Origin of the sequence: Mycoavidus cysteinexigens (assembly GCF_003966915.1) — a bacterium.
GTDB classification, from domain to species: Bacteria; Pseudomonadota; Gammaproteobacteria; order Burkholderiales; family Burkholderiaceae; genus Mycoavidus; species Mycoavidus cysteinexigens.
Genome location: NZ_AP018150.1, coordinates 872484 through 895308, shown reverse-complemented (window position 1 = coordinate 895308; position 22825 = coordinate 872484). Strand labels below are relative to the sequence as shown.

21 protein-coding genes are annotated in these 22825 nt (G+C 47.2%); 11 read left to right on the top strand and 10 right to left on the bottom strand.

The features are described 5' to 3' along the window. Positions 1-155 precede the first annotated feature (155 nt). From MCB1EB_RS03915 to MCB1EB_RS03900, 4 genes are all read left to right on the top strand, one after another. Positions 156-1313, top strand: coding sequence for a hypothetical protein (locus tag MCB1EB_RS03915; RefSeq protein WP_052393743.1), 1158 nt, complete (start codon positions 156-158; stop codon positions 1311-1313). A gap of 14 nt (positions 1314-1327) precedes the next feature. Beyond that, positions 1328-1597 (top strand): hypothetical protein, encoded by a 270-nt coding sequence (locus tag MCB1EB_RS03910; RefSeq protein ID WP_045362833.1) that lies wholly within the window; start codon positions 1328-1330, stop codon positions 1595-1597. Positions 1598-1689: 92 nt separating this feature from the next. Then, positions 1690-1902, top strand: a complete 213-nt coding sequence (locus MCB1EB_RS03905; protein WP_026920858.1) for a hypothetical protein — start codon at positions 1690-1692, stop codon at positions 1900-1902. Positions 1903-2045: 143 nt separating this feature from the next. After that, complete coding sequence (locus MCB1EB_RS03900; RefSeq protein WP_026920859.1) at positions 2046-2501, top strand: CesT family type III secretion system chaperone; 456 nt, start codon at positions 2046-2048, stop codon at positions 2499-2501. A 33-nt stretch (positions 2502-2534) separates the two neighbouring features. Here the strand turns inward: MCB1EB_RS03900 and MCB1EB_RS03895 are convergent, their stop codons facing one another. Beyond that, positions 2535-3152 (bottom strand): hypothetical protein, encoded by a 618-nt coding sequence (locus MCB1EB_RS03895; RefSeq protein WP_045362836.1) that lies wholly within the window; start codon positions 3150-3152, stop codon positions 2535-2537. A 22-nt stretch (positions 3153-3174) separates the two neighbouring features. After that, a complete protein-coding gene (locus tag MCB1EB_RS03890; RefSeq protein WP_045362838.1) occupies positions 3175-4296 on the bottom strand; it encodes a hypothetical protein in 1122 nt (373 codons plus the stop codon). Positions 4297-4616: 320 nt separating this feature from the next. On the opposite strand from MCB1EB_RS03890, the gene MCB1EB_RS03885 reads away from it, so the two are divergent. From MCB1EB_RS03885 to MCB1EB_RS03865, 5 genes are all read left to right on the top strand, one after another. Continuing rightward, a complete protein-coding gene (locus MCB1EB_RS03885; protein ID WP_045362841.1) occupies positions 4617-5333 on the top strand; it encodes a GNAT family N-acetyltransferase in 717 nt (238 codons plus the stop codon). A 294-nt stretch (positions 5334-5627) separates the two neighbouring features. Continuing rightward, complete coding sequence (locus tag MCB1EB_RS03880) at positions 5628-6380, top strand: GNAT family N-acetyltransferase (protein WP_045362844.1); 753 nt, start codon at positions 5628-5630, stop codon at positions 6378-6380. Positions 6381-6505: 125 nt separating this feature from the next. Further along, the gene (locus MCB1EB_RS03875; RefSeq protein ID WP_232034143.1) at positions 6506-7237 is read left to right on the top strand and encodes a response regulator transcription factor; all 732 of its coding nucleotides are present in this window, start codon (positions 6506-6508) and stop codon (positions 7235-7237) included. A gap of 193 nt (positions 7238-7430) precedes the next feature. Beyond that, positions 7431-8345, top strand: coding sequence for a hypothetical protein (locus tag MCB1EB_RS03870; RefSeq protein WP_126353869.1), 915 nt, complete (start codon positions 7431-7433; stop codon positions 8343-8345). 410 nt (positions 8346-8755) lie between these two features. Beyond that, positions 8756-9511: a hypothetical protein gene (locus MCB1EB_RS03865; RefSeq protein WP_045362851.1), complete on the top strand. Its 756-nt coding sequence runs from the start codon at positions 8756-8758 to the stop codon at positions 9509-9511. Between the two features lie 84 nt (positions 9512-9595). Here the strand turns inward: MCB1EB_RS03865 and MCB1EB_RS11995 are convergent, their stop codons facing one another. Continuing rightward, the gene (locus MCB1EB_RS11995; protein ID WP_081677942.1) at positions 9596-9775 is read right to left on the bottom strand and encodes a hypothetical protein; all 180 of its coding nucleotides are present in this window, start codon (positions 9773-9775) and stop codon (positions 9596-9598) included. Here MCB1EB_RS11995 and MCB1EB_RS03860 point away from each other — a divergent pair. Then, complete coding sequence (locus MCB1EB_RS03860) at positions 9774-11231, top strand: AraC family transcriptional regulator (RefSeq protein ID WP_081677943.1); 1458 nt, start codon at positions 9774-9776, stop codon at positions 11229-11231. The genes MCB1EB_RS11995 and MCB1EB_RS03860 overlap by 2 nt on opposite strands. Positions 11232-11309: 78 nt before the next feature. Here MCB1EB_RS03860 and MCB1EB_RS03855 read toward each other — a convergent pair whose 3' ends face one another. The 4 genes from MCB1EB_RS03855 to MCB1EB_RS03840 all read right to left on the bottom strand — a co-directional run bounded on the left by MCB1EB_RS03855 (position 11310) and on the right by MCB1EB_RS03840 (position 15540). Beyond that, a complete protein-coding gene (locus MCB1EB_RS03855) occupies positions 11310-12053 on the bottom strand; it encodes a hypothetical protein (protein WP_045362854.1) in 744 nt (247 codons plus the stop codon). Between the two features lie 245 nt (positions 12054-12298). Then, complete coding sequence (gene yoaA, locus MCB1EB_RS03850) at positions 12299-14308, bottom strand: DNA repair helicase YoaA (RefSeq protein ID WP_045362856.1); 2010 nt, start codon at positions 14306-14308, stop codon at positions 12299-12301. Continuing rightward, positions 14289-14831 carry a hypothetical protein gene (locus MCB1EB_RS03845; RefSeq protein ID WP_052393749.1) on the bottom strand — a complete coding sequence of 181 codons (543 nt, stop codon included), beginning with the start codon at positions 14829-14831 and terminating at the stop codon, positions 14289-14291. The genes yoaA and MCB1EB_RS03845 overlap by 20 nt, the downstream gene beginning before the upstream one ends. A gap of 142 nt (positions 14832-14973) precedes the next feature. Next, positions 14974-15540, bottom strand: coding sequence for a hypothetical protein (locus MCB1EB_RS03840; protein WP_045362858.1), 567 nt, complete (start codon positions 15538-15540; stop codon positions 14974-14976). Between the two features lie 418 nt (positions 15541-15958). Here MCB1EB_RS03840 and MCB1EB_RS03835 point away from each other — a divergent pair, with 418 nt between their 5' ends. Continuing rightward, positions 15959-18262: a Tex family protein gene (locus MCB1EB_RS03835; protein ID WP_045362861.1), complete on the top strand. Its 2304-nt coding sequence runs from the start codon at positions 15959-15961 to the stop codon at positions 18260-18262. Between the two features lie 40 nt (positions 18263-18302). On the opposite strand, the gene MCB1EB_RS03830 is transcribed toward MCB1EB_RS03835, so the two are convergent. The 3 genes from MCB1EB_RS03830 to MCB1EB_RS03820 form a co-directional block, all read right to left on the bottom strand. Then, positions 18303-20156 carry a potassium transporter Kup gene (locus tag MCB1EB_RS03830; protein WP_162499210.1) on the bottom strand — a complete coding sequence of 618 codons (1854 nt, stop codon included), beginning with the start codon at positions 20154-20156 and terminating at the stop codon, positions 18303-18305. A 126-nt stretch (positions 20157-20282) separates the two neighbouring features. After that, positions 20283-21626 (bottom strand): adenylosuccinate synthase, encoded by a 1344-nt coding sequence (locus MCB1EB_RS03825; protein WP_045362866.1) that lies wholly within the window; start codon positions 21624-21626, stop codon positions 20283-20285. Between the two features lie 33 nt (positions 21627-21659). Beyond that, entirely contained in the window at positions 21660-22811 is a 1152-nt protein-coding gene (locus tag MCB1EB_RS03820; RefSeq protein ID WP_045362869.1) for an ATP phosphoribosyltransferase regulatory subunit, read from the bottom strand. Between the last annotated feature and the right edge of the window lie 14 nt (positions 22812-22825).

Genomic DNA, 22825 nt, shown 5'->3' with positions numbered 1-22825 from the left:
CAAACCAAACCCTCTATCAAAAGACTTCGCACAGCTTTATCTAGCTTCGCAAAATTTTCTACAAGCTCTAGCGAAACCGCCATATTTACCTTAATTGCAATAAGTTTGGGCTAGCTACTTAGCCCCTCCTTTAACCCTTAAGCCATTTGGCGGCAATGAAAATTCTTCGCATTCTGACAGGACTTCATGCTGGCGCCCAACTTCAGTTGGACGCCGTCTCAATGCGCATTAGCGCAGAGGACGAAGCAGACATCCGCATCAGTGACTGGGATCAACCAGACGCTCAACTCAGCTTTGATGAAGAAGGCAAAATCATTCTAGAGTTTGAGCCACTAACTGGTGCCACCCCAATGCTAGAGCAAGCTGGGCAGACAGCGGGTATGCACTGGCAAGATTTCACGCCACTTCAATTCGGTAGTATCGTGCTTTGCTTGGGTGAACAAAATGCGCTTTGGCCAAGCGATGTGGAATTACTCAGCAAATTATGGACGCCGGCTCCCGCCGTGAGTGAACCCATCCCATCTGAAGTCGCTCCCGCCATCCCGGTCAAATCACGCTGGCCAGCGGCCCGTTATACGATCGGCGCAACTTTATTAACCTTCTCGCTCTTAGGCGCAGCCGTGCTAAGCGAAGCCCGCTTACGCCCAAGCCCTCCACCGACCGCCAGCAGCTTGGCTGAACGCACTAAAAACGCGTTGAAAAACGCGAGTCTGGTAGGTCTGCAAGTGACGCCACGCGATGGCATGGTCGTCATCAGCGGCATGGTCGCCAACAGCTCCGACGATGTTGCCGTACGTAAAATTACTGACCGACTAGGCCGTAATGGCGAGATCGCGCGGCATTATGACGTCGCCAGTAACGTCTCGCAAAATATTGCCGAAGCACTCGGTGGCATTGAAGGGATAAATGTCCAGTATATCGGCGCTGGCAACTTCAGGGTAACCGGCGCGGTACCCAATATTATGCAAGCCCAAACCGCGCTTAAACGCCTGCGCCCAGATTTATCTAGCAACGTCAAGCAAATCGAGCAGTTTTTAACTGAAGCGCCATCGGGAAATGGAGGCGGCCGCTACTCCGGCATCCTCTCGAGCGACCAAGTGAAATATTTGGAAACGCCTGATGGCGTCAAACATATTTATGCAACGGAGCAAGCCGCAGACGAAGAAACCAGCGAAGCCCAATCTGGCTCAGCAACCACTGTAGCTACAGCTAATTCAACCACAACGGCTCCGGCAAAAGCGGCTGAACCTAGCTCAGGACCTGCCGCCATACCGGGTATCCCCCCCATTCCCGCTATACCTTTATCAAATTAATCGGAGACGCCCAAATGAACGAGAACCTTTATGAAACATTGAAAAATGTAAAGCAAGACCTGCAAACTTTGCCTAAAAACCTTACTTCCGGCACGGTCGAGGCCAAGCGATTTCATGGACTTGTGGAAGCTTTTGAAACTACAGCGCAAAAACTGGGCGCAGCGATGAGCGCCAGCGTTAATCAATTGGATCGAGCTAACTTCAGCAAATTGTATGAAGGTATACGAGCAGGCCAGCGCATTATTGAGAAACTTTATGAGCAAGGGTTGCGTAGCGCGCGCTAAACCTGACTTAAAAGCATCCAAGCACAGAGCAACACCGCAGTAAATCACTTTGAAATTTTTATCCAACTTTCTTTTTAATACAGGAGTTAATCATGGGTACATTAGCAGCAGTAATGGGTGGTGCAAATGTAGGGAGTATGTTGGGCAAAGCCGGCCAAACTTCCAGCAAAATGTCCAGCATGCATAACGCCCAAATGGGATTAGCCGGGCAGTCTATGCAGCAAAACTTCGAAAGCTCATGTATGCAGACATTGGCTGGTGTTGTCCAGTCCGGCTCAGAGGCGATGAAAGCATGTTCTCGCTAAGGCGCGATTAAGGGATCAACCTCCCCATGGCGCTTTTGCCAGCGAGAATTGGGGCAACTTAATTCTTGCTGGTTTTTTATTATTCTTTATACTATTGTTTTTTTCTCACAGCTGCATGAAATCTATCACCGGATAGTCCGACCATGAGCGTTGAGCGTTACGAATCACTACTCAGCGAATTATGCCAAGCAGTCGGGTTACCCGACGTGCAGCACGTTATTGAAACCCGCTCAATCGAAGTTGAAGGGTTCGACGTACAATTAGAGCATATAGAGGAAGACCCTGACGCTATTTATCTGAATTTTCATTTTGGCACAGTGACAGCTGGACGCACTCTAACTGTGTTCAGGCTGATGCTTGAGGCTAATTTATTGATTTATGCGCAAGACCAAGCGCAACTTGGCCTGGATCCAGATTCTGGCGGCATTATTTTAATCGTGCGCGTCGTCATGACCGACGATGTAACCGGTGATTGGCTCGCTGATTTACTCACTCACTATGCGGAACATGGCCGCTACTGGCAGAAAAACATCTTTGAATCGACCGATGAAATGTTCGAAGGAATTGCCGCGGGTCAGTTTCAATGGATTAAAGCTTAAAAGCGCGCTTCGAGCGCGCTCGTTTGCCGCAGGTTACGCTCTTAAGGGCATTGGCATCCATAAAACATTCCCCATCTGCAGGCCGTTCTGCACAAACTCTTGGCTCACGGCTTCGGTCATCTGTGCCATATAGCCATTTGGCAGTGCCAGCATTAACTGCGCAAAAAGTTGCATCATCATCATGCGGCACATTTTTTCTATCTGAGTGGTCTCTTCGATTTCGCCAAATTCGGTCGTGTTTATCCCCATGGCTTGAAGCGCAGCTTCTATTTTAGCTTCAATAAATTGCTTGATTTCTTCCTGGGCTTGGAGATTGACATTGACCCCCTCAAATAAAGCCGGTGACTCATCAGCCGAATAGGCGGCGGATAAGCCATTATTTGATCCAGCATTGCCCCGCGCCCCGCGCTTCGCCAGGTGAGGTACATGATGCCCCTGAGCCAAGACATTTTGAGCAGGATTCCAAGTAAAGGCGGATGAAATTGCCTGCCTGAATTTAGCACTAGACAACCCAGGCAACGAAATAAGCTGCTGGATTCGTGTTTGCGCATTATCATTAGCCCCGGGGTCTAAATTAAGATCCGACAGGTAATCTCTCTCTAACGCATATGCTGACGAATCAATTATGCTAGGTGAGCTACTCGTAATCATAGCCTACTCCATTATCAACGTGCTACCGCCCGATCATCGCATGATTCCCTTTTTCTAACGTTTGAGCCATCGTTTGCAGTAAGCTGCTGACAAAGTTCATATACATGGCTTGCAATTGCATCATTTGCTGCATGAATTGAGGATATTGCTGCATCATCTGTTGCATCGACGCCTCCATGGCTGCCTGCATCTTGGGATCTAGAGGAGGGGGAGAAGATGGAGGTGCATACTGAGGAGTTTGACCAGGCTTATGTGGGTCAGCCGTTTGACCAGGCTTGTGCGGGTCAGCCGTTTGACCAGGCTTATGCGGGTCAGCCGTTTGACCAGGCTTGTGCAGGCCAGCCTCAGACACCACCGGGGTAGCATCATGTTTGATATTTTCTTTTATCGCTTCATATACTAAACCCTGAAGCGCTTCCTTTTTCTCATCGTCCGATATTGGCGACTGCACGATTTCTAACAATTTGGGTTCGATTTTTTCTTCAAGATATCCACCAGCAAAATTTATTCTTGTATTTTCGTTCATCTTGCCTTCACTCGTTAACTGCGTCAATGCCTGTGCAATAGCCTCGCCCACCATCTGTTGTGCCTTGTCCATCTGTTCTGGCGTGAACGTTACTTCGGCAGATTTTTCAACTCCATAGGATTTAATTTCCCCACTCGTTAACCCTAGCTTAAACTCATCGAGGCGAGCAGTATCAGATGAATACGCGCCAATCGACGCCATACTATTGCGACGTGCAAGTTTGTTAGCGGGAGGATTACTCTGTCCCCCATTGTTTATCTGTACTGGCGTGAGCGGTGCTGCGGCAGATCCCCCAACGTTCGGGGCGTCAGTTTTCTTTCCCTTAAACTGGTGCTTCGCCCTAAACTCTTCGAGGCGAGCGGCATCAGATGAATACGATCCCATACTATTGCGGCGTGCAAGTTTGTTAGAGGAAGGCTGAAATGCAGGGTTTGAAGTACCCACAGCCCCCCCTCTGCTGAATGGCAGACTAGCTAGCGCCGCTACCTGATGACCAGAACTAGATGTACTTGTTCGTTCACTCTTACTAGCTGGCGCTTTGCCTGACTCCTGAGTACCTCCAGGCAGTGGCGAAACTGTAGTAGGCGAGATTGGCCGCGCCGAGGTAGGATTAAACATCATATGCTCCATTCATTAATTCAATTCGTAGGCCCACGAAAAAAATCTTAATCATGCAAATTTCATAAGCGCCGTGGTTTTCATTAGCTTTATAAACCGATGCGCCATTCCGCCCGCCCTCTAATGCGAAGCAATTGCACACAATACGAAAGATCCCCCTGCTTGCGTAGATTCTCCTCTGCCAACTAACACCTCGCTTTAAATTTTTCGCCGTTCGATGCTTATATTCGCTTGCCGCCCTGTATACCCGCAACAATGTAAAACAATAAATCAAACCTGCTCGTACTACTTAAGCCATCACAAATCGATTCGGAGCTTCCATGTCCCAATTTTGCCCCCCCGAGCATTTCGAAACCACTCAGATGATCGCTGAGCCATTCCAACCGAGAGATGCGCAACAGTTATTCGATAATTTGTTAAGCGATTCACGCGTTACAGAATACATACCGCTTGCCACCCACGCCACCATAGAGCAAACCAAACTTTACATACGCCTAGCCGGTATCGCCTGGAATTATGGGCATGCCTATATGTGGGCCCTCAAGGATCGAGAACTCGAACAAATTGTAGGGCTGCTTGAAATGCGCCCGATGCTGCCACGTATTGAATTCGGTCTTTTGACTTCGCAAAAACCGGGCATGAAACGCTTTCGCCCAGCGTTAGAAATATTTATCAAAGCCCTCAGATGGGCCAGCCGGCAGGATGGCGTATACCGCATGCAAGTCACCTGCGATCCTGAAGGGAAATCGGCCAGTTGCGTCGAACGTCTAGGCTTTGTATATGAAGCTTGCTTAACTAATTGGGAGGCGCGCCCAATGCGCAACCTACCCGTTGGCGATATGCTGATGTTCTCAATGCTCTACCCTTTCGCTCAGCTCACCAAACTTTTCGAGGATGAATCTAGCGCCGCTCAAAGCAGCGCTACGGAATTTATCTTGAACAACAATGTATCAAAAAAGGAAGGCTTAAATGCAGAGTTTGAACTATTCGCAGCCCCCCCTCTGCTTAATGCCAGGATAGCTAACGCTACGACCTGATGACTAGAATTCGATGTACTTGTTCGTACACTCTTACTAGCTAGCGCAGTTGACCCCAAAGCACTTTCAGGCGTTGGCGACCCTGTTGTAGTAGGCGAATGCGAAGCAATTGCACAAATACGAAAGATCCCCCTGCTTGCGTAGATTCTCCTCTGCCAACTAACACCTCGCTTTAAATTTTTCGCCGTTCGATGCTTATATTCGCTTGCCGCCGTGTATGCCCGCAACAATGTAAAACAATAAATCAAACCTGCTCGTACTACTTAAGCCATCACAAATCGATTCGGAGCTTCCATGTCCCAATTTTGCCCCCCCGAGCATTTCGAAACCACTCAGATGGTCGCTGAACCATTCCAACTGAGAGATGCGCAACAGTTATTCGATAATTTGCTAAGCGATTCACGTGTTACAGAATACATATCGCATGCCACCCACACCGCCATAGAACAAACCAAACTTTACATACGTCTAACCAGTATCGCCTGGAATTATGGGCATGCCTATATATGGGCTCTCAAGGATCGAGAACTCGAACAAATTGTAGGGCTGCTTGAAATGCGCCCGACGCTGCCACGTATTGAATTCGGTCTTTTGACTTCGCAAAAACCGGGCATGAAACGCTTTCGCCCCGCGATAGAAATATTTATCAAAGCCCTCAGATGGGCCAGCCGGCAGGATGGCGTATACCGCATGCAAGTCACCTGCGATCCCAAAGGGAAATCGGCCAGTTTCGTCGAACGCTTAGGCTTTGTATATGAAGCTTACTTAACTAATTGGGAGGCACGCCCTGCGCGCAATCCACCCGTTGGCGATATGCTGATGTTCTCAATGCTCCACCCTTTCGCTCAGCTCACCAAACTTTTCGAGGATGAATCTAGCGCCACTCAAAGCAGCGCTACGGAACTTATCTTGAACAACAATGTATCAAAAAATATTGTCACACCAGAGGCTATAGCCCCTATAGCGAAGGATGTTTTAGAAACCGAAATTTTCCCCAGTCATAGTAAATTTCAGCCCGTAACATCTGGTAACAGCAAGACCTTATAGCCAGGATTAAATTTTCAATAACGCCTCAGATTGATTAAGCACTGTGTCACGGCGCGAAAATAGCCCCAAAAGCTCTGGCTAATGGAGTTCACTGAACCAAACTGGAGAATACTGTGAAGGTAGCTGTGCTAACAAAAAATGAGCGCCTTTTCAGGCTGGTCTGCGATGCATTCGCAGGTGAAAATGTAATCTGTTCATCATTTGCCGAAGACCTTGCGCTAGTGCGCGAGCTCCCTCGACAAACCTTCAGTCTGATTTTGATTGATGCCAATCACGGGCAATATGCATCGCACCATCCACTCAGTTCATGGCGCGAATGTTATTCAGATCGCCGTACGCCAGTGATTGTGATCGAACAATTTTTCAATATAGATAACTTGAAAGATACCTTGGCGGCAGGTGCGGACGATGTCGTATTTGGCCCAGTCAATCCTCGTGAGTTGAATGCACGCGCCCATATTTTGCTCAACCGTAACAAAGCACGCGACCAAGGTTCCGCCAAAATTGAAACCAATGGTTACGTCCTCGATAAACGTAATGGCTCGGTCTTTGCCAACGGCCAGGCGATTCGGCTAACCTCACGAGAATTTGCCATTGCCTGGCTTCTGTTCTCAAATTTAGGGCATTTTTTAAGCCGACAACAGATTTCTGAAGCTATCTGGGGCAATTACGAAGATATAGTAGGCCGCACGCTCGAGCAACATATTTACAAGTTACGTAAAAAGTTAGACCTGAACGAAACCTCAGGCGTTCAGCTCAAGACAATTTATGCGTTTGGTTACCGGCTTGAAGCCATACAAACAGAAAAAAAGTCTGAAGCTAGTGCGAGTGCTTCTGTGGCTAGCCTTTGTTACTAAGTAGTATTAACAGCCCACGCACTAGCAAACAATACGTGGGCTGTTCTCTTATTTTGATTCGTAAGTTATCTCATCAATTCGCTTAAGTGCTACCAACATAATCTATGCCATTTATTATAACTGGCTAGTACATATCAGTTTCAACCACTGTATTTTCCGTTTTATCCATCAGTCAATATTCACGGAGCGGTTTATGTTAAACATCAATAAAAGTAGTAATACTGGCCTCACTCAAACTGAAGGTATGAATAATGCATCACAAACAGAAATAGGGAAAATTTCACCTCATCAAGATACCACCAAAAATAAAAAAGAAAACAATCTCAAAAAAAACAAATTCATTAACTTTTTCAATTCATTTAAATCTCGCCCTGAAAAAACAAATAATTCCACCAAAAAAAATATAAAACAAAATAAAGGTACAAACCCCTCAAAAGAAGGAAGAAAAATAGGAAAAAGCCATGAACCTTTTTTTGATACTCCCAATAACTTTGTAAACCAAATAACAAACCCTGAAAACCCTGAAATGGTAAAATCACTTTTTGAAGAAGAAATAAAAGAAATAAAACAAACCGAAAATAAAAATTATAAACTTATACCATGGAATAATTACATGTATCAACAATATAAAAAACATATAACAAATGAAGAAATAGATGATTACTTCAAAGCAATTTTAGAAAAATTCGGAAATACTATAATCAGCAAAAATTTATTGAAAAGCAATGAAAGCACAATGTATATAACAGAAATAGAAAGCAGATTAACTGCACGTGAAAATGAGAATTTAAGCAACACGGACAATCGAATACAAGAAATACCACGAGGCAATCAAATCCAAACAAGATCTCCAACCATAGTCACTATTAAACCACTTGATCTTAATCATATAAAAAGCACTCCCTCAAACCAAGATAATTTAAACTTTTCTAGAAATAACAATCAAGAATATACTTATCCATCGAAATACTCAAGAAAAATACCTATCACTAAAAATGACGCGGATGTAGAGTTAATCAAGGATCAATACAAAAGGCACTTAGCCAGAGAAAATCTAGATAATGATGAAGAATTTTTCGGTGACGTCTTAAGTAACTTATATAAATAAAATAACTCTTTAAATATTTAATTGTAAATTTCATGCAGAAATCAATATTTTATAAAAGATAAAAATATTAGAAAAATATCTTGATATTAACCTATAAATTTTACATAAACCCTAAAGGGAGAGGCTTTTCCGCCTGAGAATATATAAATATTCAAATTTCCAAAAATCATTTCTAACATAAAAAAACCTGAAGATAAACATCTAACCATATATATTCACAAACAATAATTACTAACCATCAATTTATTTTTAACATCACATAAAGCTAGCTATAATTTTTTCGCAAATCTCTTTATTTATTCGCACGCATACCATTGACATAACGTAGGTTGCTTACTATACGTGATGGGCAATATTAATAGGTTACTTTTTCTTACCCTTAACCTAACACTACACTTACGGAGTTATTTATGTTCAAGTCTATAGCGGCCAAAATTTTTAAAAGCCCAGCCACAACTACTACTCAAGGTGATTCTCAAAATTTATCCACGTCAAATAACAACATAGAAGATAAAAAAAGATCTACTATATTCTCAGCATTAACTATTAGAAAAGATAGACGTACAGCTAGCCAAGCAATTAATAACTCTAAATCTAATAATCGATCACAAGTTACCCTTAAAAACAATGATGAGGGTTATGTAGATCCATTTTCCGATTTGATTGAATTTTCCAATAAAGCTCATAAAAATAAGGTACGTCAAACAAATATAGCCCAAAAACTATATAGCTTAGCGCTTGGAGATTTACTTAATGATAAAAGCGAGGTTAAACCATGGAGCAATGATAATTATTCAAAAATCATGGAAAATTTATCAAAAAAAGATAGAAAATTTTATTTTGATAAACTAAAGAGTCTTGCCCCTATTATAATCAGTCATTCCGCATCAAAAGATCCAGATTACCAAAACCATATAAATAAATTAAAATCGAAAGGCATCGAGATATTTATAAAACCTCCCGAAGGATTTTATGATGGATTAACTTCAGACACAGATCACAAAGACGAAAAAGAAAAAACGGAAATCAAAACATTCAAAGAACCTTCCGCAGGATTTTATAATGAATTAATTGCAGGTATAGGTCATAATGATATAGAAAATAATTCAAATTATAGCGATGAAATGCTTGCCAATTTAAAAGAACAGTATAACCAAAATTTATAGGATTTCTTATGAGCTACCTCTAAAGCTAAAAACCTAATCGCTCCCCCTTCGCTGATTCTCAAAAACTCTCCACTTACCTCTAACCTAGCTCCCATAGCGAACCCTCTCATCCGCTACGGGAGCCAGCCTTTCCTCCACCAATTCTAAACAAAACAAAACTACAAAGATTTTTTGAAAATCTCCACCTAACGCGGGTCTAGCATGGTTTATGTCAGACAGCGTTGCAAGCTGAGATGAATAAAAACCTATTTCATCTTTAATCATGACGCTAGGTTCGATGTTAGGAGATGACATGTTCTGGATAGTGTATTTCCCAATGATTTCGGTGCTTAGCGCCAACGAACCCAATAGCACTCTCAAAGAGATGGTGTTTAATGCTAAGGTGCGCGAAGCTTTACTGTTTGCCGGCAAGCGTACTGACGGCGAGCAGCACAGCGTATCTGCTGACATTTTGTCCGAAGACTTTAGAATCAGTGGCGATTTTCAACTCGCGCTCGGGCGCTTTGAAGAGGCGGAAGAAAGCTTGCGCAAATCAAGCCGCCTGATTCGTCATTCAAAATCCCTTCTGCGCATTCGCTCCTGCCGCAATACCGGATGGCAAGCGTTCTTTTTGCATCGCTTTAGTACCGCTCTGAGTTGCTTTACGCGTCTTTTAAATGAAAACGAACTCAGTGTGCCGCACCGGCTTGAAGCGCTCACCGGAACTGCCCTTGTATTACATACCCTTGGCTACTTGAACGAAGCCTATCGGTATCTGGAAGAAATGCGCGCCCTGGCTTTAAGAGAGCAACTTGAAGATTGGCAACAGCTTGCCCATACGATTAACTTTGATTTTACGATTCAGTATGAACTGAGGCAATCGCCTCAACTGACTGATCATGTTTATTGGCAAGTGGCAGCCGCTAATTTTATGCCGCCTGCATTGTCGAGTTTACCGATCAAAGTCATGACCTCAGATTTATTGACGCGCCGGCTGGATTATCTGCGCCAGCTTCATGCGTTTGCCCTCGGCTCGGCTGATGTAGCCAACCAACTGCAAGCGCATTTGAATTGGGCTAGCGCCGCTGAATTGGATTTGTACCAACGCACAGTTCGAGTTGAAATTGCGCTTGCCGCACTGGCTACTGATGCCACTCGCCTGGCGCAAAGCCTGCTTAATTTCAATCATTTTGGTCAGGGTCTGCGCCATACGGTAGTACACAATAACATTGAGTATTTCTATTGCCTTGCTAAAGCCTGTCAGCAAATTGGCCGGATTGAAGAATCCATGCACCATTATGGACGTTATGCGCTCTTAGCAATGCAATCTATGCGTACTGCCAGCTTGCCTGCAGATTTTCATTCTCAGCAACGCGTACGCAACACTGCTCATACACCGTTGGATGATGTCTGCGCCCGCCTGCCTGGCAAATATCGCCGCGCCTATACGTATTTGTTGGGCAATCTAAGCCGGCCTGATTTGTCAGTACGAGAAGTCGCCGCTCATATTGGTGTTACCGAACGCGCCTTACAAATGGCCTTCAAAACGTATGTTGGATTGTCGCCTACTGAAGTCATCCGGCGTCAACGCATGGAGCGGATTCGTAATGATCTGCTGAATGAAGCGGGGGCATCGATTGCCGATGTGGCGGAGAAATGGGGAGTACAGAATCGCTCCACGTTGGTGAATGGTTACCGTAAAGAGTTTCAGGAAACGCCTTCTGATACGTTGATGCATTAGCCGTGAAAGTACAATTAAACCCGCAGTAGACAGGCACCTGACTGCGGGTTTAATGTAACAGTGAAGCACTATAGCGTTTTATAAATTTGTTGCCAAATCTAAAGGAATTTTATTATCTTGCGTTCTAAGTTTATCCGTCTGAGAGCAAAAACCAAGTAAAGTTTCAAACATTGCTTTACTAGTAGTAGCTTGATTATTACTAGCGTAAGGCAAAAAATAATTATTCTTAAAAAATAGCTCCCGCATTTCTTCGTTTGCTTCATCAAGTCCAAATATCTGTTTGATAAATTCTATATCATCATTATCTATACTCATCTTGATTAAACTCACTTTTTGCGCTTGATTAACCATTTTAACTATATTATCAGCACGATCTTTTGTTTCTTGTGATACTTCATCAACATCTTCACTCCTTAGCATTTTTAACCATGCATCAGCAAATTCTGGATCAGAATTTTCTCTGATGAGAGTAGATAAAATTTCAAATCGCTCTGGATCTTTTGATACCTTATTTTTATCTCTATTCTTTAGTGCCTCTAATCCCTTTTCAATTAGATCAGAATCACCATCTTCTGCGCCTATTTTACATAAAAGTTCAAATTGCATTCGCTCACCTAGCTCAAATACACTATCAGCAAAAGCCTTTCTCTCCGGTGACGCCTCATCTTCATCTTTCTTTTTCTTATTTAATCCCCTTAAATTTTTAATTCTGTCTAAAATACTACTGGAAGATGACGATTGATTTATACTTTGATTTTGAAATGAATTTGCTTCCTTCGCCGAAGGAGGAAAAGAGCGTGAACGTATTGGATTAGTAAACATGATACTTTCTGAGAGAATTTAGCGCTGATACAAACAGCCTCTTACCTCGCGTGCTTACTTATAAAGCACGCTTAGGTCAAGGCTGTATTTACAGCAGATCGATAAAAACAAAGGCCAGTGCTTTATCTTTAAAACACCGAAGTAAAGGCAGCAAAAAAGAATTGGCTACTACGGCAAAGTCTAACTATGCGAAGCAGACTTCGCCGCTTCTTCACGAATTGATGTTTGCATGCGCGAATGATTGATCATTCACCACCCTCTGCTGCATCAAAAAACGCCTGTACTTCACTCAAATCTCGCGTGCGTTTAAACGCTGGCAAACTCTGCCAAATCCGCCGCCCATAAGGTTTATCGACCAAACGCGCATCGCAAATCATTAATACGCCGCGATCCGTTTCTGCCCGAATCAATCGGCCAGCGCCTTGCTTTAAGGCAATCACTGCCTGCGGCAATTGATAATCAACAAATGGACTCAGCCCTTGTTGCTCAAGCAATGCAAGCCGTGCTGCAAGCACCGGATCATCGGGCGGCGCGAACGGCAATTTATCAATGATGACTAACGACAAAGCGCCGCCACGGACATCCACACCTTCCCAAAAGCTTTGACTGCCCACTAAGATGGCGTTGCCGGATTGCTGAAAACGTTCAAGCAATTCTCCTCGACTCGCTTCCCCTTGCACCAATAATGGAAAATTCCATGCCCGTGTTTGACTGACTGCACGTAAGCGCTGCGCAATTTGGTTGACGGCGCGCAACGTAGTGCATAGAACAAAAGCGCGGCCACCTGCGGCCTCCAGCACGGGTAAAACGACTTCCCAAAGCGCATCGATAAAATTAGGCGCAGCGGGTTGCGGCAATCCTTGCGGCACATATAACAAAGCTTGCTGAGCGTAATCGAAAGGACTAGGCAAACTGATTGAACGATCTGCAGCTAGCCCCATTTGCGCCGCATAGTGCTTAAAATCCCCTTTCACCGATAAAGTCGCCGAAGTGAAAATCCAGGCGCGTGGTGTGCCTGCGCGCTGCTTCTCAAAAATCGGGGCAATCGATAATGGCGTAATATGCAATTGCACCGTATAGGCAAAAACTTCGATCCAGCAGATTTTATCTGTTTGAGTCGGCGCTTCCGTCTGAAAATTTTTCAGCGCAGCATGCAATTCACATGCGCGCCGTAAACAGGCGACAAGCGACTCGGCCCGTTCGGCTTGAGCCGCAAGCGTGACGATCAAGGTGTCAAGCTGAGCGCTTAAAGTGGCCAACGCCTCATGTAAAGGATGGTCAGATGCGAGTTGGGCCAACGGCAGTTTAATGTTTGACGGCTCAAAGGCAAGCCTTACATCGCGTGCAGCTTGCGTCAACATGGCCCCTAAATCTACCCAATCCGCTGCATCTCGTGCAGATTGAAGGCCCTCCGCAGTGATATCTCGAGCTAACTCAAGAAACTGGTTAGTCGAAGTGACATCGCCAAAAAAGAGCGTAGCGATGCCAGGTAGTTGATGCGCTTCGTCAAAAATAATGGTATTCGCGCTCGGTAATAATTCAGCAACCCCGCCCTCGCGCAACATAATATCGGCAAAAAAAAGATGGTGATTGACCACCACTATATCGGCTTGCTGCGCTTCACGGCGCGCCTGCATTACGAAACATTCTTTATAGTGCGCACATTCCTGGCCGAGACAATTCTCGCGCGTTGATGTGACGGATGCCCAGATTGGAGCCGACTCGGGTACATGGGCGATTTCTGCTTTGTCTCCGCTGTGCGTAATTTTGGCAAAGCGGATAATTTCGCGTAAATGGGCAGCGTCTTGCGGCGTGGGCAAGCTGCCGCTCTGAGCGGTGCGTTGCAGATAATAATGGCAGATGTAATTAGCGCGACCTTTGAGAATTGCAACCGATACGGGAGCGTTCAGTGCATCTCGCACCAACGGAATATCACGCGCAAAGAGCTGGTCCTGCAAATGCTTGGTGCCCGTCGAGAGAATGACTTTGCCCCCCCACAAAATGGCGGGAATCAGATAAGCGAAGGTTTTACCTGTGCCGGTGCCCGCTTCAACTAGCAATGTGCTGTCGCTATGCGCGCCTTTCTCAATCGTCGCGGCGACTGCTTGCGCCATCGTCAGTTGGGCTGCACGCGGGCGATAGCCGGTTAGCTTGCGCGCTAGCGATCCGTCAGCCGCAAACAGTTGCTCAAGCTGAGCGTTGTGTTGCGCGATCAAGCCACTTGCTGGCTCAGCTTCATGGGGCGGTATCTGCATCCGGCTTATGCTGTTGCGACGCGGAGCGGCGTGCATTACGCTGCTTCGCCGCTTGTTGCTTTGCGTTATAACGCGCTACGTTCTGTGCGCTGCGCGCAGATTGCACACGCGCTTGCTCTAGCTTACGCTGGTGCTCAACCTGTTTATCTGCGTAACGCGCCTGGTTGCGCTGCTCTTGCGCTTTGCGTTGGGGTAAAGCAGCCGCTTCTTGGGCCTGGCGCTGCGCTACATGTTCGGCATATTGCTGTGCGCGCAGCGCGCGCACTTCATGCTCAAGCGTTAGCTGCTCACCGCGTAGCGCGGCGCTCGCAGCATGCATTTTTGCACGGGCTTTATTCAAACAATAATTAACAAAAAAGCGGGAGTAGCAATGATGCTGCTCGAAGGCGTAACGGTAATCCAGTTCAGCCGCGCGCTGATCAAGCGCTGCTTGGCGCGCGTCAAACCTAGCCTGCATACTCTCGTCAGCGTGCGCGCCTAACGACAGTACAAGAAAAATAAGAGCAAAGAATGAATAGAACATAGAAGAATTCTAACGCGTTCTGAGCTGGCTCGCTCATTTCTTATCGTCAACTTTCATCTTTGCCAGATATCGCTTCTTGGATTGAAGCGTTATGGACTCATTTTTAGTTTAAAAGTAGATCAGAAAAAGAGCGCAGTGGAACTTATCCAAACCTAGCTTGCATACCCTCATGCCCTTCGAGTAGCATCACAGCGAAAGTATAAATCTTCATATACTGATTTTCAGGAGAATGCCCATTAGGAGCCTTATGCTGCTCAAGTGATTTTTCTTTCAGTACCTCTAACAATTTGACTTGTTCATTTATCGTACTGTCTTTATAAAAATTCAACTTTAGTATTAAATCTCGTATTTCTTCAGGATTTTCCCTTTTCAATATCTCGTTCACAAATGGTTTAGCCCAGCCTTGCGGAGGTAATTTACCTGGGCAGGTACAAGTCTTAACCATTCTAGAGGTAATTTTATAATCTCCTAATTTTATATTTTTACGCGCCATAGCATCATGTATAGACCAGTTTACTAGAATAGTTGAACCTTGGGTTATGCGATTTACGCCATAATAAATTGGATTTAATATACGGAGTCCATCGTTGCGTTTTAGCCATCCGTCCGACTTACTCTTGCTCGGCAAGTGGATAGTATCTTCTGGTTTTTTAAGAACCTCTTGCCCTATCTTCACGTCATTTAAACTATAATTATTAATTAATTCCATTGAATAAAAATCCTTAAACTATCTGTGGTTCCTGATACGTATAGCTCTCACAGAATAAAATCATGCCAAAAACCAAACTCTTTGCCACCGCCGACCCGCGTTATTTATAAAATAAAAGATGAGCGCCGCATCAGATAAAATTAATAAAATACACGCAAAGCGCCAGCATAATGCCGCTCTTATCCGAGAAAAAACATCAAAAACATGTCGGCTAGCGCATTAAAGTCTAACTATGCGAACTGATTTCCACTGTCCTTTTGCGAAGTTCTAAATAAATTAACGAACTTCCCGCTTTTTTCCTAAGGCCAATTGCTCTTAAGATTTCGGCTCTTTATGGCAATCATCTAGGTTGCTTGACTCTCTATGGCAAAATAGCGGTCTTAGCCCGCCGACTCTTCTATGAATTAAATTTTGACTTATGACGGATAACATTACGTTTGCTCTCATCCAACGCATTGCCACTGAACTTGCCGTTGCGCCACAGCAAATTGCTGCAGCGGTGCAATTGTTAGATGGCGGCGCTACGGTTCCTTTCATCGCCCGCTATCGCAAAGAGGCAACTGGCAATCTTGACGATGCCCAATTACGCACATTGGATACGCGGCTTTTATATTTGCGCGAACTTGAGGCGCGGCGCGCCACGATCCTGAACAGTATTGAAGAGCAAGGCAAACTGACAGATACTTTGCGCCAGGCAATTAACGCAGCGGAGAGTAAACAATTATTAGAAGATCTTTATTTACCGTATAAACCTAAACGTAGGACGCGCGCGCAAATTGCCCGCGAAGCGGGGCTTGAGCCACTCGCACAAGCACTTTTAGCCGACCCAACGCTAGATCCACAGCTCGAGGCGGAACGCTTTGTGAACGCCGAGCAGAAGGTTCCAGATACTAAAACTGCTCTGGATGGCGCGCGCGATATTCTGACTGAGCAATTCGCTGAAACCGCGGAGCTCCTCAGTCAATTACGGGATTATTTATGGCGTCAGGGCATCGTGTCAGCTACTGTAGTGGAAGGCAATACACAGGATGAAGCCGAGAAATTCCGCGATTACTACAATTATGCGCAAAGCATTCATAAGGTGCCGTCGCACCGCGCGCTAGCGCTGTTTCGTGGACGGAGCACCGGGGTGTTGCAAATCAAGCTGGCTTTAGATGAAGCGCTTGAGACGCAAACGCCGCATCCAGGCGAAGCGATGATTGCGGCGCAGTTTGGAATCGAGCAACGTCAACGAGCTGCCGATGTTTGGCTTGCCAGCGTGTGTCGCTGGTGTTGGCGCGTCAAAGTTCAGCCCCAATTAGAAAATGAACTGTTTACGCGCTTACGCGAGCAGGCTGAGCAGGATGCCATCGAGGTCTTTGCGCGCAATTTAAAAGCTCTTTTGTTAGCCGCGCCGGCTGGTCCACAGGCCGTAATCGGCCTTGATCCAGGGCTGCGCACTGGAGTTAAAGTGGCGGTGGTGGACCGTACCGGTAAATTACTCGCAACCGATACGATTTATCCACATGAACCCCGGCGTGATTGGGACGGCGCGCTAGCCAAACTGGCGCGCTTAGCTCAGGCAACCCAAGCCAGTTTGGTCAGTATTGGCAATGGCACCGCTTCGCGTGAAACAGATAAGCTGGTGACTGAACTGATGCAGCGTCATCCTGCATTAAAGTTACAAAAATTGGTGGTCTCAGAAGCCGGCGCTTCAGTTTATTCTGCATCTGAATTTGCCGCTAACGAATTTCCTGAGCTCGATGTTTCGCTACGAGGCGCAGTCTCGATTGCGCGCCGTTTGCAAGATCCGCTTGCGGAATTAGTCAAAATAGACGCGAAAGCGATCGGTGTGGGCCAATATCAGCATGACGTGAATCAACGCGAGCTGGCGCGCAGCTTAGATGCGGTGGTTGAAGATTGCGTGAATGCAGTGGGCGTCGATTTAAATACCGCTTCTACGGCTTTACTGGCACGGGTCTCAGGGTTGAATAGTACCCTCGCGCGCAATATTGTCGATTATCGTGACTTGAATGGTCCTTTCGCGGCGCGCACTGCTTTGAAGCAAGTACCCCGTTTAGGCGAAAAGACGTTCGAGCAAGCGGCAGGGTTTTTGCGTATCAATGGCGGCGAGAATCCGCTGGATCAATCGGCAGTGCATCCAGAAGCCTATCCGGTGATTGAGCGCATTCTTGCAAAACTGGGGCAACCGATTACAGCTCTCATCGGCAAGCGCGAAATATTGGCAAAACTTACGCCGAATGAATTCGTTGACGAGCGCTTTGGGCTACCCACGGTGCGCGATATTCTGGTTGAGCTTGAGAAACCAGGCCGTGATCCACGCCCTGAATTTAAGACGGCTAAGTTTCAGGAAGGTATTGAAAAGCTGGGTGATTTAGCGCCAGGCATGGTGCTAGAAGGGGTTGTCACCAATGTCGCTGCGTTCGGCGCTTTTATTGATATTGGCGTTCATCAAGATGGTTTGGTGCATGTTTCTGCGATGTCGAACCGCTTTATTAAAGATCCGCATGAGATTCTCAAAGTGGGACAAATTGTGCGCGTAAAGGTGCTTGAGGTGGATGCGAAGCGGCAGCGTATTGGTTTGACGATGAGGCTCTCGGATGAAAGCCAAAGTGCTAAAAGCGCCCCCCAGGCTGAGGCACCGCGCAATCCGCAGCGGCGTGAGCGTAAGCCAGAGCCAAGCGGCGCCATGGCCGCTGCATTCGCTAAACTTAAGCGTTAAATCGAGTCGGCCGTTGCTGCTTTAAAAAGTAAAAATACGGTCAGATCTCAATTTTTGTGCCTAATTCGACCACTCGGTTCGCTGGGATACTAAAGAAGTCGGTTGGTTTCGCTGCATTTTGGTGCATCCATGCAAAAAGGCGCTCGCGCCAGATTGACATGCCCGGCAACTGAGTAGGAATGACCGTCTCACGGGCTAAAAAGAATGACGTGTCCATTAACTCAAATGGCATATTGTGTTGCTTTTCCAGCAAGCGGAGGATGGCTTTTACGTCTGGCGTCTCATTAAAGCCGTAATCCGCGCGCACCGCAAAGATGCCACCGCCGAGCTCTTTCAAATCAAGGCGGCGCTGCTCCTGAATATAAGGAATGTCGTGCGTGACAAAGGTCATCAACACAGTGCGCTCATGGAGTATCTTGTTATGCTTTAAATTATGCAAAAGCGCCACGGGCACTAATGTATCACTGCCGGTCAGATAAATTGCATTACCGGTAACACGATGGGGAGGCGAGCTCAGCAGACTTGCAATAAAAGGCTGTAAGGCAATGCCGTCTGCCGTGGTGCGCGCTTTTAATATATGCCGACCTTTATGCCAGGTGATCAATAAGAAAAATAAAACCCCGCCAATCGATAATGGCAACCAGCCACCGTCAGCGATTTTAAGCAAGTTCGCGCCAAAAAAGGCTAAATCAATCGTCATAAAAATCAGGCTAATGAGGGCGACCCATAGTTTATTCCACTGCCATAGCTTTAACATGACAAGGCATGCCAAAAGCGTGGTGATGACCATGGTGGTAGTCACCGCAATGCCATAGGCCGCGGCCAGATTTGCCGAGCTTTTAAAGCTCAGGACGATGCAAATAATCACGGCCAGCAAGAGCCAGTTAACCAGCGGAATATAAATTTGCCCAATCGTTTGATCCGACGTATGTCTGATTTTCATGCGCGGTACGTAACCTAGCTGAATCGCTTGCTTGGTCAGCGAAAAAGCGCCGGAAATTACCGCTTGCGAGGCAATCACGGTCGCCAGCGTGGCCAGCGCCACCAAAAATGGCAGAGCCCAGTGCGGAGCCAGCAAATAAAAGGGGTTGGCGATCGCTTGCGGATTCGTCAGCAGTAACGCGCCTTGCCCAAAGTAATTCAACACCAGCGCAGGCATCACAATGCCATACCAAGCGCGCCGGATTGGCTGCGCGCCAAAGTGCCCCATATCCATATACAGCGCTTCTGCCCCGGTCAGGACAAGAACCACTGAACCGAGCACAATATACGCTTGCAGCATATGCTCGGAGATAAAATGCAGCGCGTAGATCGGGTTAAGTGCGTGAATCACGATCGGGCTCTGCGCGATTTGCCAAATGCCTAATGCGGCCAGCGTGACAAACCACAGCAGCATAATTGGACCAAAGAGTTTACCGACAACTTCAGTGCCATGGCGCTGCAACCAGAATAAGATCACCAGAATTGCTAGAGTAATCGGCAACACAAACTGCGCTAACTCGGGCGCGACTAGACGCAAGCCTTCAACTGCAGAGAGCACTGAAATTGCCGGGGTGATCACCGCATCGCCATAAAACATGCAGGCTCCGAAGATGCCCAGCATAGTCAGTAACGCCGCCGCTTTAGAGCCGCGGCGCAGGCAGCGCAAACCCAGCGCCATTAAGGCCAGTACGCCCCCTTCGCCATGGTTGTCAGCGCGCATGACAAAAAGTACATACTTTAGCGCCACAACCATCACGATGGCCCAAAATAGGAGCGAGATCACCCCCAGTATTGAGGGCGCAGTCAGCGGGATGCCATGCGCGGGGTTAAAGGCTTCTTTTAATGCATAAAGTGGACTGGTCCCAATATCGCCAAAAACCACGCCAAGCGCCGCCGCTATGATGACCGGCATCGATTGCTTACGCTGGTGCGACGCATCTGCTGGATTGTCTTGAGCCATCAAACCATTCCTTTATTTTTACAGTAGCAAGATCACCCCGGTGCAATCAGTCTGCATTTTGTTTAATGCATTTTTATATTAGAGATTAAATGGATGGCGCCGCAAAATTGTCTCGTCACGCTCGGGACCGGTCGAGATCATATCGATCGGCACCCCGGTAATGGCTTCAATGCGCTGCAGATATTGACGCGCGAGCAACGGTAAATCGTCCCACGCCCGAATGCCAGCGGTACTTTGCCGCCAGCCGGCAAAATTTTCATAAATCGGCTCGCACTTGGCCGCGGCAGTCGCGCCTGGCGGCAGTAACTCGAGCGAGCGGCCATTTATTTTATAGCCGACGCAGAGTTTAATCGTCTCGAATTCATCTAGCACATCGAGTTTAGTCAGGCATAAGCCGCTCACGCCATTGATTTGCAGCGAGCGCTTTAAAGCCGCAGCATCTAACCAGCCCGTGCGGCGCGGCCGTCCAGTGACCGAGCCAAACTCTTTACCTGCCTTAGCCAGCGCCAAGCCCTCTGCGGCTTGCCGTTGCGGGTTATCCGCATCATAGAGCTCGCTGGGGAAAGGCCCCGCGCCAACCCGAGTGCAATAGGCTTTAGTAATGCCTAGAATATAATGCAATTGTTGCGGCCCAACACCAGCGCCTGAGGTGGCTGCGCCCGCGATGCAATTACTGCTAGTGACAAATGGGTAGGTACCATGATCAATATCGAGCAGGGTCCCTTGCGCGCCCTCAAATAATAAATTATTGCCGGCTTGATTTTCTGCATATAGGCTAGCGGAAACATCAGCGACCATCGGTGCGAGTGGGTCAGCAAAAGCCAGCATCGTGTCTAAGGTTTGCTGATAATCGACCGGCTGCGCGCCTAGGTAACGGCTCAGCACGAAATTATGGAAATCCAGGGTGTCGCGCAACCGCTCGCTAAAGCTGAGCGGATCAAATAGATCTTGCACCCGTAATGCGCGCCGACCAACTTTGTCTTCATAGGCCGGGCCAATGCCGCGTTTAGTGGTGCCAATCTTGCATGCGCCACCGCGCCATGCTTCACGGGCATGATCAAGTGCAATATGATAGGGCAGAATGAGCGTCGCCGCTTCAGAAATAAAGAGCCGGTCCCGCACCGTCAGACCTGCCGCCTCAAGCTCGCTAATTTCTTTTAACAACGCTTCAGGCGAAAGGACTACGCCATTGCCAATATAGCATTTCACGCCAGCGCGCATAATGCCTGATGGAATCAAGCGTAGAATGGTTTTTTGGCCGCCAATAATCAGGGTATGACCGGCATTATGCCCGCCCTGAAAGCGCACCACGCCTTGCGCATGGTTAGTCAACCAGTCAACAATTTTTCCTTTACCTTCATCACCCCATTGGGTGCCCACCACGACGACGTTGCGTCCTTGGTTAACTGCGCTGCCAGACATATTTGGAATCTTGAGTTGGATTAAAAATGAATACTACTCTTTTGCTTCAACCTGCCATTGGTCGCCGTGTTGCACGAGAATCCGATCACAGGCAAATTCATCAAGGTCTTCGGCATGACCTGGCAAAGCTTGGATCACAATTTCACCCCTCTCGCGCAAAGCAGCAATTTTTTCACGCAGGGCGGTATCTTGCCGCCATGGCGCAAAGATCGCGCTGCTGCGCGCAGTGAGTGGCGAGAGCGTTACAAGCTCACGCAAATCTACGGAAAAACCTGTGGCCGCCCGCTCCCGACCATACACGGCGCCCACTTTATCATAGCGGCCGCCGCGCGCAATCGCATTAGACGCCTGATCAACATACACTGAAAACATCACGCCACTGTGATAGGCGTAGCCGCGCAAATCTGCTAAATCAACCGTAACTTCAGCGCCCATGGCTTGCTGGGCCAGAAAACTCAGCTCGTCCAGCGCGCGGGTAATCGCTGGCAAAGCCGGCAAGCGCGCGCGCGCTACCTCCAGCATCGAGGCGGCCCCATATAATTGCGGCAAAGCCAGCAGCGCGTCGCGTATGAGCACCGGCAGCGCTGCCGTTAACGGCAGCAACTGAGACCGATTTTTACTCGCCAAAGCGCTTAATATTTTATCCTCAAGCGGCGCCGGGGCCTTAGCTTCTGCGAATAACGCCTGCACCACGCCAACATGACACAGATCAAGTCGCAGCCGCGATAAGCCGGCAAGCGCCAAGCTATCAAGCATAAGCTGCTGAATTTCGGCGTCAGCTTCCAGACCCTCGTGCCCGTATAGTTCAGCGCCAATTTGATAAGGTTCGCGTGTTGCATGGAGGCCGGCGGGCCTAGTATGCAATACGCTGCCGGCATAGCATAAGCGCGTGATGCCCTGGCGGTTTAGCAAATGGGCGTCAATGCGCGAAACTTGTGGCGTCATATCGGCGCGAAGTCCCATGGTCCGGCCAGAAAGCTGATCAACCAGCTTAAAAGTTCGCAAGCCAAGGTCCTGCCCGGCGCCCGTTAACAACGATTCCAAATATTCAAGCAACGGCGGCATCACCAATTCATAACCGTATACGCGAAAGCGATCCAGCAAACGGCGGCGCAACTCTTCAAGCTTGCGCGCCTCGGACGGCAAGAGATCGGCAATATTTTCCGGGAGCAGCCAAGTAGACATCGATGATGCGCTCA

Coding starts and splice junctions, on each gene's coding strand:
- MCB1EB_RS03915 (WP_052393743.1), top strand. CDS start 156: ATGAAAATTCTTCGCATTCTGACAGGACTTCATGCTGGCGCCCAACTT.
- MCB1EB_RS03910 (WP_045362833.1), top strand. CDS start 1,328: ATGAACGAGAACCTTTATGAAACATTGAAAAATGTAAAGCAAGACCTG.
- MCB1EB_RS03905 (WP_026920858.1), top strand. CDS start 1,690: ATGGGTACATTAGCAGCAGTAATGGGTGGTGCAAATGTAGGGAGTATG.
- MCB1EB_RS03900 (WP_026920859.1), top strand. CDS start 2,046: ATGAGCGTTGAGCGTTACGAATCACTACTCAGCGAATTATGCCAAGCA.
- MCB1EB_RS03895 (WP_045362836.1), bottom strand. CDS start 3,152: ATGATTACGAGTAGCTCACCTAGCATAATTGATTCGTCAGCATATGCG.
- MCB1EB_RS03890 (WP_045362838.1), bottom strand. CDS start 4,296: ATGTTTAATCCTACCTCGGCGCGGCCAATCTCGCCTACTACAGTTTCG.
- MCB1EB_RS03885 (WP_045362841.1), top strand. CDS start 4,617: ATGTCCCAATTTTGCCCCCCCGAGCATTTCGAAACCACTCAGATGATC.
- MCB1EB_RS03880 (WP_045362844.1), top strand. CDS start 5,628: ATGTCCCAATTTTGCCCCCCCGAGCATTTCGAAACCACTCAGATGGTC.
- MCB1EB_RS03870 (WP_126353869.1), top strand. CDS start 7,431: ATGTTAAACATCAATAAAAGTAGTAATACTGGCCTCACTCAAACTGAA.
- MCB1EB_RS03865 (WP_045362851.1), top strand. CDS start 8,756: ATGTTCAAGTCTATAGCGGCCAAAATTTTTAAAAGCCCAGCCACAACT.
- MCB1EB_RS03860 (WP_081677943.1), top strand. CDS start 9,774: ATGACGCTAGGTTCGATGTTAGGAGATGACATGTTCTGGATAGTGTAT.
- MCB1EB_RS11995 (WP_081677942.1), bottom strand. CDS start 9,775: ATGATTAAAGATGAAATAGGTTTTTATTCATCTCAGCTTGCAACGCTG.
- MCB1EB_RS03855 (WP_045362854.1), bottom strand. CDS start 12,053: ATGTTTACTAATCCAATACGTTCACGCTCTTTTCCTCCTTCGGCGAAG.
- yoaA (WP_045362856.1), bottom strand. CDS start 14,308: ATGCAGATACCGCCCCATGAAGCTGAGCCAGCAAGTGGCTTGATCGCG.
- MCB1EB_RS03845 (WP_052393749.1), bottom strand. CDS start 14,831: ATGTTCTATTCATTCTTTGCTCTTATTTTTCTTGTACTGTCGTTAGGC.
- MCB1EB_RS03840 (WP_045362858.1), bottom strand. CDS start 15,540: ATGGAATTAATTAATAATTATAGTTTAAATGACGTGAAGATAGGGCAA.
- MCB1EB_RS03835 (WP_045362861.1), top strand. CDS start 15,959: ATGACGGATAACATTACGTTTGCTCTCATCCAACGCATTGCCACTGAA.
- MCB1EB_RS03830 (WP_162499210.1), bottom strand. CDS start 20,156: ATGCCGGTCATCATAGCGGCGGCGCTTGGCGTGGTTTTTGGCGATATT.
- MCB1EB_RS03825 (WP_045362866.1), bottom strand. CDS start 21,626: ATGTCTGGCAGCGCAGTTAACCAAGGACGCAACGTCGTCGTGGTGGGC.
- MCB1EB_RS03820 (WP_045362869.1), bottom strand. CDS start 22,811: ATGTCTACTTGGCTGCTCCCGGAAAATATTGCCGATCTCTTGCCGTCC.